Genomic DNA, 12,704 nt, shown 5'->3' on the forward strand with positions numbered 1-12,704 from the left:
GGGCACGGGAGCAGGGGGAAAAGAAAAGAAACTAATTAACTGATTAATTTCTACCCAACAAATTAACCTAGATGCGCTACTACGTGTTTTCGCATTTTTAGGCTTAACTGATAAGTTGGGTTTCGTTCCTCAACCCAACCTACGTGTTTTCGCATTTTTAGGCTTAACTGATAAGTAAGACATAGGAGTGAAAATTAAATATGCATTACCCAAAAATCTTGGTAGGGGCGCAAGGCTTTGCGCCCCTACATCTTTAGAACCAGATTTTTTCAGTAAAACTACGCTAGTTGTTAGCTCAGACAAAGCATAAATTGTGATAGAGACTGAAAGTCATCACTGCTATTAGGCAGCAACATTGCCTTGCTACTGGCTTTTAGAATTAACGTTACGTAAACAAATTAATAACACTAACTTCTAGAGTCAGCAGATACCTGTTTTGACTCAAATTTCTATTGGAATAAAAGCAACTATGATGAATTCAACAGAGCATATTACCCAAACTTACAAGAAAAATTATACACAAAAATCAGTTTTTACAAAAGATAACACAGATAATCTACATATTGTCTTTATAGATACATCGGTGGCGGATTACCAAAGCTTGATATCTGGTGTAAAACCCGGTTACAAAATTGTTATCCTAGACCCAACCAAAGATGGAATTACTCAAATTACGGAGTCTTTGCAGGGAGGTACATACCAATCCGTTCACATCGTTTCCCATGGTGCAGAAGCTAACTTGCAGCTGGGGATAACGCAACTCAACAACGAGACTTTAGGGCTTTACCAACAACAGTTGCAGCAATGGGCACATGCTTTAACTGATGATGCTGATATTTTGCTTTACGGTTGTAATGTTGCATCTGGTGAAATCGGTCAAGCTTTTGCACAGCAACTAGCAGAAATTACGGGGGCTGATGTCACTGCTTCTGAGGACGTTACAGGAAATGCCGAACTGGGGGGAGATTGGGATTTAGAAGTGACAACAGGGGAAATTGAATCTCATGGTGCTTTTACACCAGAGGTGAAGAATACCTACAAGTCAATTTTACCCATGTCCTTTACAAGCGTTGCCGAGATATCAGGCTCCGCACCTTATTCTGTCACGGTGGCTGACTTTAACAAAGATAATAATTTTGATATAGCAGTCGCACAACAATCTAACAGTGTTTCAGTGCTGTTGGGTGATAGTAGTGGTAACTTTAATACTGTTGATGAGTACACAGTAGGAGCAAATCCCGTTTTTGTGACAACAGGTGACTTGAACAAAGATGGTTACCTGGATTTGGTGACAGCCAACTCTGGTTCTAACACTGTTTCGGTGTTGTTGGGCGATGCTAATGGCAGTTTTGGCACTACCACCAATGTTGTAGTTGGAGTGACGGGAACAAATCCTACTTCCGTTGTCACAGGTGACTTTAATGGAGATGGCGCTTCTGACTTAGCAGTTACGACAAACCCGAATAAAGTTTCAGTCATCTTAAGCAAGAATGACGGGACTTACAGCAATCCTACACTCTATGATGTTGGCACAACTCCCAATTCCATTGTCGCCGCTGACTTCGACGGCGATCGCAAACTCGATCTAGCCGTTGCAAACTCCGGTTCTAACAACATTGCCCTATTATTAGGTAATGGTAGCGGCATCTTTAGCAATGCGACTTTTTACGAATTGGGTTCGGGGGCTTTAAATCCCAAGTCCATAATTGTCAGCGATTTCAACGGGGATGGTAAACTTGACCTAGCAGTTGCCAACTCTGGTTCTAACAATGTTTCTATACTGTTGGGTAATAATATTGGTGGTTTTGGGAATGTTACCAATTATGAAGTAGGAACAAACCCTTCATCTATTACTGTTGGTGATTTCAATAAGGATGGGAAATCTGACTTAGCCGTTGCAACGGGTTCTACTTCTGGCAGCATCTCGCTATTATTGGGTAATGGTAGCGGTGGCTTTAGCAGTACCAATAGCGTGACTGTTGGATCTAATCCTGTATCTGTTGTTGCTGGTGACTTTGATAAGGATGGGAAATCTGACTTAGTTGTTGCCAATTTTGGTTCTAGTAACTTTTCGGTACTGCTGAACGAATCTAGTAATAGTAAGCCTATCAATACAGTACCTAGCGGTTCAACCACTAAAGAAGAGACAGTACTGTCTTTTAATACTATTTCCATTAGTGATGCAGATGCATTTAACAATCCAGTTGAAGTCACACTAACGACTACTCATGGCACTCTCTCAATAGGAAATACAACAGGGATTAATGTCCAAGGTGATAAATCTGGTAACGTTGTTCTTGTGGGAACCGTAACCAACATTAATACGGCTTTAAATGGTCTGAGTTTTACCCCAAATCAAAACTTTAATGGTACTGCTGCAATTCAGATTAAGACAGATGACAAAGGGAATACGGGTGCTGACGGTGCTCAAATCACGACTAGCAGATTTAATGTTAGCGTTACATCTGTTAATGATGCTCCTGTCTTGTTCTCTAACTCCGTTACAGTGTATGCAGAAGCCGATGCATGGGTAGACTCATCTGATGTTCAAGCAAACTATGGTAGCAGTACGGCTTTGAGTGTAGACAATCAAAGCGAGAGTCAGTCTGAAGCGTTTATCCGATTCAATCTGAGTTCCCTGCCTAACGGCATGAGTAACAACGTGCTGACTTCTGCGACTTTCCGAGTCACAAGCTCGACTTCTGGCAATAGCTATACTCACAATCTTTATTATATTGACAACGATTCTTGGCAAGAAAATGCCATCACTTGGGCAAACAAACCTCTTTACCAACAAACATCTTGGTCGCTACAGTCTAACAATAGTACGATTCAAACACACGCTGTGGATGCAACAGCTCAAGTGCTGGCTGAACTGTCAGGTTCAGGTAATAAAAAACTGTCATATGCGATCGCCAATCTTAGCACTTCAGTTAATCCTGTTGATTATTATTCCAGAGAAAGCGGTTCAAGTTTAGTTCCAAGACTGGAACTTTCTTTCTCTCCCATCTCTTTAACTGCAATAGATGAGGACAGCGCTCAAAATAGCGGCACTTTGGTTTCTACAATTGTTAACGGTCGTATTTCTGATGCGGATTCAGGAGCGCAAAGAGGAATAGCTGTTATTGGAAGTCATAACAGTAACGGTCAGTGGCAATACTCGATAGATAATGGTGTCAATTGGACTGGTTTTAGCACTTCGTTATCTTCTAGTTCGGCTTTATTGCTGGCAGCAGATAGTAGTACAAAAGTTCGGTTTGTCCCTAAAGAAAACTTTACTGGTACGATCGCAAACGGTATTACCTTCCGTGCTTGGGATCGAACAACTGGTAGTAATGGCGGTACGGCTGATACTTCTAGCAACGGCGGTACAACTGCTTTCAGCGTGGAAACTGCAACTGCAGACATCAAAGTCAACCCTGTCAATGATGCTCCCGTTATTAACGCACCTACAGAATTAACTGTAGAAGAAGACCAGCCTTTGGTTATCAATACAAGCAATGGTGCTATTTCTATTAGTGATGTAGATGCTGGGAACCAAGTGGTGGCGGTGACTCTCACAGCTACGAATGGCACTATAAGTTTGAATAGCAGTGGGGGATTGCCTTTTACTTTCACCAATGGTGATGGTGTTGAAGATGTCAGTATGTCCTTTACTGGGACTCTTGCCAATATCAATACCGCACTTTTAGGCATGAAGTTTCATGCAACACCTAACACAACTGATGGTAAAATCGCTATTAATGTGGATGACTTAGGGAAAACTGGTGCAGGAGGAGCAAAAACTAGCGATCGCACTGTCAATATCAAGATTAACCCTGTCAACGATGCTCCTGTCAACACAGTCCCCACCACATTACTAACCACTGCAGAAGAAACAGCACTTGTCTTTGGTGAAAATCAAATTCAAATTAGCGATGCTGATGCTGCAGACAAAATAGTTGAGGTCAAGCTGACTGCTGCTCACGGTACTCTAACCTTAGCAAGTACACCTGAGGTTAACATTACAGATAATACCACAGGGCAAGTCACAGTCAGTGGTACAATTCCCAAAATTAATACTGCCCTTAACAGTCTCAGTTTCACCCCAACACTCAACTTTAATGGTGATACCACAGTTCAAATTACCACAAATGATAAAGGTAACACAGGTGCGGGAGGAGAAAAAAGCGACACAGATACCATTAACATCTACGTCTCACCCGTTAACGATGCCCCCGTCATCCTTTCCAACTCTGTAACAGTTAAGACGGCAATTACAGAAGATGACACCAACAATAACGGGATTTTAGTCTCTGAAATCATTACTGGTAACGCAAGCGATGTAGATGCAGGAGCGTTACAAGGAATTGCGATCGTCAAAACCAACACCACCAACGGTCAGTGGCAATACTCAACTGATGGAGGCAGTTCTTGGAACGAGTTTGGTACTGTCTCTACAACCTCAGCATTATTACTAGCATCAGAACCAAACACAAAGATTCGCTTTATACCCAGTCCTAACTTTACAGGTAACATGGGTGATGGTCTCACCTTCCACGCTTGGGATCGAAGCGAGGGTTACAACGGTGAAAGATTCAATGTCTCAGTCAACGGTTTGACAACTCCCTTCAGTACTGGCACAGCCACTGCTGCCTTCACAGTCAGCCCCGTGAATGACGAGCCTGTTATTAGCGCACCAGTAGAATTGGCTACAGACGAAGACACACCTTTGGTGATTAACGCAAGTAACGGTGTTATCTCCATTGTGGATATAGATGCAGGTGATAGCACTCCAGTCACCGTGACACTCAATGCCACCAATGGCACTATCAGTTTGAATGGCACTAGAGAAGGATTAATCTTTACAAGCAACGGTAGCGATGGGATTGAAGATGTTACCATGACCTTTACTGGTACTCTTGCCAATATTAACAACGCACTTCTGGGGATGAAGTTCCATCCCACTGCCAATTCCGTTGTTGAAGGTAAGATAGATATTACCGTTGATGACAAAGGAAATACAGGCAGTGGAGGGGCAAAAACTGCTACGAGTAGCGTCATAGTTAAGATTAACCCTGTCAACGATGCTCCTGTGAACACGGTTCCGACTGCACAGCAGACGACAAATGAAGACACGGCGCTTGTCTTTAGTTCTCAAACGAACAATCAAATTCTGATTGCTGATTTAGATGCACAAGAGAACCCAGAAAACAATCGCGTTCAAGTGACGTTAGCTGCAACCAATGGGATTCTTAAACTGGCAAATTTTGATGGAGTTACAGCCACAGGGGATAGCACGAGCACCATTACCCTCACGGGTCGAGTTTCCAACATTAATTCCTCCCTGAACGGGTTGAGTTTCACCCCATTCCAAAACTACAGTGGTGTTGCTGAAATCAAAGTCACCACAAACGACCAAGGGAATACAGGTGCGGGGGGAGCAAAAAGTGACGAAGATACCATTAAGATTGTTGTTAACCCGTTGAATGATGCCCCCCTTCTTGTTGGTGATACGATCGCTGTCTATGCGGAAGCTGATGCATGGGTAAATTCCGCTTCTCCTTCTAGGAACTACGGTAGCGACACAACCTTAAAAGTGAGAGGTGTCCAAAATGGTTCGCAACAAACTTACGTTCGGTTTAACCTGGCTTCTCTACCCATTGGTCTTGCAAGTGTACTGAAGACTGCAACTTTCCAAATGAGTGGCACTAGCTCGGAATTGGGCCATGAAGATTATCATTCTATTCATTTTGTCTCTAATGATACTTGGCAAGAAAATACTATCACTTGGAGAGACAAACCAGCTTATCAAACTCAGGCTTTGGGGACATGGGCGATCGCATATAATACTTTTCAACAACACACTGTCGATATAAGTTCCCAATTTCTTACAGAGCTGACAGGAGACAAAAAATTCTCCTTAGCTATCAACCACATTGACTTCAATAAACCAGGGCTTGCTTACAATTACCAATCCAGAGAAAACCAAACCGATGTTCCACAATTAATTCTTGCTCTCAATCCCATCTCCGTCGCCGCAATTGATGAGGACAACACGAACAACGAGGGAACACTTATATCTACAATCATCGCAGGGCGCGTACTGGACACCGATCCTCAAGCGTTGCAAGGAATTGCAGTTTTTGCCAAAGACAATACCAACGGTAAATGGCAGTACTCAACAGATGGTACGTGGATTGACTTTGGTAATTTATCAGAAAGTGCGGCTCGATTGTTAGCAGCTGATGATAAGACAAAAGTTCGCTTTGTACCCAACACTAACTTTACTGGTGCGATCGCGCAAGGGCTTTCCTTCCGAATTTGGGATCGAACCAACGGTAGCAACGGTGGAATTGGCGATACAACCAAAAACGGTGGTTCAACTTCCTTTAGTACTGACATTGCTCATGCGGCGATAAACGTCAAGGCAGTCAACGACACACCCATTATTAACCTCCCTGCAAAGAAAACAACCAAAGAAGACACAACCCTCGTCTTTGCAGAAACTGGTGGTGTCATCTCAATCAGCGATGTTGATTTAGGCGATAGTAGCTCGCTTGAAGTTGAAGTCACCCTGAAAGTCGTCAATGGCAATGGGACTATCAATTTAAACGATACTTCGGGATTAAGCATTACAAGTGGCAATGGTACAGAAAATATGACTTTGACTGGCACCATTGCTAGCATTAACACTGCACTAGCAAGCATGCAGTTTCTTCCCAAAGCTAACTTCTTCGGTACGGAAACCGTAGAAATTACTGTTAATGACAAAGGAAGTATTGGCAGTGGAGGAGCAAAGACAATTACAAACAGTGTTAGCATCGATGTCCAATCCATTAACGATGCTCCTGTCAATAACGTACTCAATAAAGAACTGACAACCCTTGAAGACACACCCATTGTCTTTAGTGGCAACAACCTCATCTCCATTAGCGATATAGATGCAGGAAATCAACCCGTTGAGGTGATACTCACTGCTACCAATGGCACGATCGCTTTGAGTAGTACCAAAGAATTACAATTTACTCAAGGCAGTAATGGTAGCAACGGTATGATGTTTACAGGAACCATCGCCAACATCAACACCGCACTTGCTGGCATGACCTTTAATCCAACACCCGAAGCTTCCGGTTCTGCTAGCATAAAAATAAGAACCAGTGACTTGGGGAACAGTGGTATTCCGAACACTCCTGATGATGAAGAAGTATTAACTGCCACAGACACGATTAACATCAATATTCAATCTGTTAACGACCCTCCCATCAATCAAGTTCCTGGAAAATTGACTACAGATGAAGACAAGCCAATCGTCTTCAGCAAAGAAAATGGCAATCTCATCTCCATTAGCGATCCCGATGCTGGTGCCAACCCAATTCAGGTCACGTTTGTCGTAACTAATGGCACCCTGAGTTTAAGTGGTACTACAGGATTAAACATTTGGAACGGCAATAGTGACGGTCTCAACAATGCCACCATGATTTTGAGCGGTACTATTGCAGATATCAATACTGCACTTGCTGGCATGACCTTTAATCCAACACCCAACTACTCCGGTTCCACTCCAGCAACTATAGAAATTACAACCGACGACTTGGGTAATACTGGTGGCGATCGCAATGCCACTGACAAGGACACAATTGAGATTGCCGTTACCTCCTTTAACGATCCTCCCGTTCATACCTTCCCCAATGAAGTCACCACACAAGAGGACACACCATTTATCTTTAGTGGCGAACAACTTATCTCTGTTAGCGATGCAGATGCTGGTTCCAATCAAGTTGAAGTGACGCTGACTGCTACGAAAGGAAATATCAGTTTAAGTGGTACTTCGGGATTATTCATGACAACGGGTGATGGGATCGATGATGAAACAATTATCTTTAAAGGTACTCTAGACCATATCAATACCGCTCTTGCGGGGATGACCTTTAATCCTACGGCTAATGTCTTTGGAGAAGGTAGTGTAACAATTAAAACTAATGATTTGGGAAATACAGGTGGTTCTGCTGTTACAGTTACCAACACCGTCAAAATCATCATTGAGCCAATTAACGAACCTCCCGTTAACTCAGTACCCATAACAGCGCAGTCTACCATCGCCAACACACCGCTTGTCTTCAGTCAAGCAACTAACAATCGCATCTCTATTAGCGATATCGATGCACTCAACAACCCCGTTAAGGTGACACTCACAGCAACTTATGGAAGTGTCAGTTTAAATGCCAACAGCATTGAGAAATTAGACTTTTCTCAAGGCGAAGGCGATGGCACCGATGATGTTAGCATGACCTTTATAGGTACTATTGATGACATTAACGCCGCACTTCAGGGCATGAAGTTCATTCCGACTGCTGATTTCTCTGGAGTTGGAAAAGTTGAAATTTTCACTAATGACAGGGGTTATACTGGCAAGGAAGGAGAGTTAGGAGCTTTAGAGGATAGCGATTTTATTGACATCACTATTACCCCTGTTGTCAGTATTACAGCCTTTGATGCCGTAGCAAATGAGTCAGGAAACAACTTCGGTACTTTCCGGATCGGTCGTACTGGTACAATCGGTAATTTAACAGTAAATTTTGCGATCGACAATGCAAGTACAGTAAGTGTTAATGATTACACCTTTAGCTTAAACGACCAAAACCAAGTTTCTGTAGAGATTCTTGACGGACAAAGTTTTGTTGATGTCATTCTCACACCGAATGATGATACTGTCCCAGAGGGAGACGAAAGCTTGCAACTCAACCTAACTGCAGGTAGCGGTTACGTTCTTGATACAGCCAAGAGCAACGCGAAGGTTACAATTGCGGCTAACGATACCATTACATACGATATTGCATCAAATCTCTCAACTAACAACAGTATCAATGAAGATGACACTGGAGTTAAAACACTGACTTTCACTGTAACAAGAAGTGGTGGAATTGGGATAGCAAGCCAGGTAGACTATGCCCTTGAGGGAACAGCAGAGCTTGGTAGCGATTATAACAACATACAAGTTACGGGTGGAACACCAGTTCAAGCAGGGACTCTCAACTTCGCAGTTGGCGAAACAACCAAAACCATTACAGTTGATGTTCTTGGGGACAAAACATTTGAAGCAGATGAAATTCTGTCTGTTGCTCTAAGCAAAGCACGTCCGGCAGAAGCGCCCGCTAGTGCTACAATTACTACCAATATAGCAGCAGTAAAAATCGTCAATGATGACAGTTTCCCTGGCATTTTTATAGATGATGTGACTGTCAGTGAAGGAAACACAGCAACCTTTAATGTCACCCTCTCTAACCCCAGCTACCAACAAATTACAGTAGAATACAGCATTGTTGATGAATCTGCCACGGCTAACTCCGATTACACAGCAACGGCGTATACAGGAACTTTCACCTTCAATCCTGGGGAGACTGGCAAAACCATTAGTGTTACGGCATTGGTTGACAGCCAATTTGAAAATGCAGAAACCTTTGCTGTGAAACTGGCTAACTCCACGAACTCTGAAATTAAAGACGGGCTGGGAATTGGTACCATTGCTCCTTTAAATGCGATTGTCGGTACCCCCGGAGCCGATAACCTAATGGGAACGACAAATCGCGATCGCATCTTGGGACTTGAAGGTGATGATGCGATCGTTGCTGGATTGGGCGCGGATGAGATTGATGCTGGAGATGGTAACGACACTATCTTTGGCGATCTCATTACAGGTGTAACAAATACAACCTCTAACACCAGCGATTTAATTAAAGGTGGTAACGGGAGCGATCTGATTTATGGCGGTGAAGGTAAGGATTGGCTTTACGGTGAAGCAGGAGACGATTTGCTCTGGGGTAACGATGGTGCTGATGAACTTTGGGGAGGATTGGGTAACGACTACCTAACTGGTGGAAAAGGCAATGATATTTTTATTCTGGCAAGGAATGAAGGAGTTGATACCATTAACGATTTCCGTGTAGGAGAAGATGTCATTCGTCTATCAGGTAGCTTAACCTACTCTGCCCTATCCATAACTCAAGTTCTGAGCAACACCTTTATCTTTGATAATTCCAATCAAAAACATTTAGCAGTCTTAACTGGAGTTCAAGCATCCACTTTGAATATTTCAAATTTTATCTAAAAAATATAATAGTTAAAAAAATACCTTTAAAAATTCTTTTGTCTGCAAAATGTCGTCAAGAATTTAAAGGATTAACGGCAAATTTACCAAAGATTTTAAAATACTTTTGAGAGTTAAAAAACTTTGGGTAACTTTGAAATTGATTCCATGACTAGAAGTAAAAAGGGTGAAATATCTATCAGTTTAAGAAATGGCAACTATCATTGTATTGGAGATACAAAGGTAAAAAGTTTTATTTATCTCCAGGACTAACCGAATCGAAAGTCAATACAATCGCTGTAAATAAATTAGCAAATGAAATTAAGATTGATATACTTTTCGGAAACTTTGACGAAACGTTAAAAAAATTATAAACCAGAAAAAGTAATTAATAAAGTTAGCGAAAATAGTAAAAATTTTGATATAGATTCGCGATTTAATCGTCTAATAATATCCCGTGGAATCACATCTCAAATCACCATAAAAGTTTATCAAGCTGCTATCAAATAATTGATTTTTTCATGGTCAAAATGAAGTTAATGATTTAAACGATTTGCAAAAATTCGTACAACATCTAAAATATAACGATCTAAGTTTAGTAACCATTAAATCTTATGTTATAAAACTAGCTGCAATATACAATAATACAGAAATTTAGGAAGAAATTAAAAAGCAAATCAAGTTAAATCCAGTTCAACCAAAACCTTTCACTAAAGCAGAAGTTTTTAGAATTATAGAAAATTGGGATCTTGCGTACTTAACGTGCTAAATTGATAGGATAATGCCAAGCGAGTAAAGCTCTAATCTCAAAATTGCGAAAATTTTAATTGCTTGACTAAGTGCTAGTTCTTTCAGGATCTCAACAACTCCTAACGGATTAATTTAGAGAGTTGCGACTCTATTAAAAATCTCTTAAAGGATCGCCAAAGAAACCTTTTCTTAGATCTGCCCCTTTCTTTAAGAATTCACCCCAAGCAGGAGATCCATCGGCTCCAACCTGTACAATGTCGTTTACGATGTTAGAAAAAGCAACGGTTTCAACAAATCGTTGTTGTTTATCAATTTACCGTAGTTTTGAGAAAAACTTGTGTAGTGGTTGCCAACACAAGTCAACATTGTTACTGGTACTTTAGACTACCATCTTCATTGTACTCAAGCTCGTGATACTTACCGCCTAACCCTAAATCATACAAACAACGTTGATAATTTTTAGAACCCATATCAAATGGATTGACTCTATTCAATTTTGCCCATTCGGCTATCCTTAATTGGTTGGTTAAACCAGAAGAATCACTCACGAATTTTACAAGGTTATCAAACATTTACTTCCTCTGAATATGGACTTAATAATTCCCAAGCGGTTGCAAGCTACCAAAACTCACCACAACTTAAACAAAATTGGTTAAATTTTGAAAACTGAGGTTTCAAAATTCGCTGATATTATGTATCTGAGATTCAAAGTTTTCTCCTTCAGTCAAAAACTTTGCTCTGTCCTTTAAAATATTTGCAACTTTATAAATATCATTTAGAGTTGCAATTGGATGTTTGACTTCATTATTATCAACATCCATTATTCCAATGTGTTTTTTACCACCATTAAACCTTAATCTACATATTGTTTTTCTATTTCCAGTGTCAACATTAATACTGAAGTATATACGGTTATCTTTGCATTGGATGCGATTCACGTCTATGACTTCTCTCAAAATTGCTTCGACAATATGAAAAGCTTTGATTTTTTCGTTGGATGAACTATTATCTGTTATTACACTTTTTTCATTTTCTATAAAATCTTTCGTTTCTGGCTCTTTTTCATCTAAATCAGGAGGATTAATTACATCTTTTATTTTTTTGGTAATTCTTTCTTCAAAGTAGTCTTCTACAGACTGTTTTACTAAATCTGTAAATTTATCTATGACTGAAGTTGTTAAATTTTTACTATAAACTTGGCTGGCGAAAAACTTAACAAAATCAATAGAAGGATTATTTAATTGTTCTGACAACAATCTTTTTATTTCTTTTGTATAAAGCATATTTATAGCAAAGTTTTTCATACCTTGCGGATTAAATTCTGCTTTAGAGAATTTTTTTAAAACATTAACTGAAGATTTGGTTATTTCCTCTAAGTTAAACTCAAAAAAAGGTTTATCATCCATTATATTGTCTTTATCAATATCGGTATAAAATTGATATAATATTCCATTAGTTAATATTGCGAATCTAGCACCAGTGGCATTGAAATACTTGAATAACTGGGAGCTATGCTTTGGATGTTCTAATCCTTCATGACAACATTTACATTCAATAAGAATAACTGGTTCAGTATTTATTTTGATTGCATAGTCAACCTTTTCTCCTTTTAAGCCAGGGGACGCGGCTACAAACTCTGGCTCCAGCTCACCAACATCGAACACATTGTATCCTAAAGCTTTAATTAGAGGTAATATAAAAGCTGTTTTCGTAGCTTCTTCATTTTTTACAAGACTTTTTTGCTTCTGTATATTTTGAGAAAGTTGCTTTATTTCATCACTAAAGTCCATAGATTTTTATTTTTATATAGTAAATTGATGTGGGATATCAACACTTTCAAAGTGTAATACAAACATCCGGAAATATATCTATTTATTATGCTTATAAC

General features: G+C 40.3%; 3 protein-coding genes. 1 reads left to right on the plus strand and 2 read right to left on the minus strand.

What is annotated here, in order from left to right; translation table 11 throughout:
- Window positions 1-469: 469 nt before the first annotated feature.
- Window positions 470-10,087, plus strand: coding sequence for a DUF4347 domain-containing protein (locus F7734_RS57295; protein ID WP_155753053.1), 9,618 nt, complete (start codon window positions 470-472; stop codon window positions 10,085-10,087).
- A 1,097-nt stretch (window positions 10,088-11,184) separates the two neighbouring features.
- Here F7734_RS57295 and F7734_RS57305 read toward each other — a convergent pair.
- The gene (locus F7734_RS57305) at window positions 11,185-11,388 is read right to left on the minus strand and encodes a hypothetical protein (protein WP_155753055.1); all 204 of its coding nucleotides are present in this window, start codon (window positions 11,386-11,388) and stop codon (window positions 11,185-11,187) included.
- Between the two features lie 102 nt (window positions 11,389-11,490).
- Window positions 11,491-12,606 (minus strand): type I restriction endonuclease, encoded by a 1,116-nt coding sequence (locus tag F7734_RS57310; protein WP_155753056.1) that lies wholly within the window; start codon window positions 12,604-12,606, stop codon window positions 11,491-11,493.
- Window positions 12,607-12,704: the final 98 nt, after the last annotated feature.

The sequence above is a fragment of the Scytonema sp. UIC 10036 genome (genome assembly GCF_009725235.1).

Coding starts and splice junctions, on each gene's coding strand:
- F7734_RS57295 (WP_155753053.1), top strand. CDS start 470: ATGATGAATTCAACAGAGCATATTACCCAAACTTACAAGAAAAATTAT.
- F7734_RS57305 (WP_155753055.1), bottom strand. CDS start 11,388: ATGTTTGATAACCTTGTAAAATTCGTGAGTGATTCTTCTGGTTTAACC.
- F7734_RS57310 (WP_155753056.1), bottom strand. CDS start 12,606: ATGGACTTTAGTGATGAAATAAAGCAACTTTCTCAAAATATACAGAAG.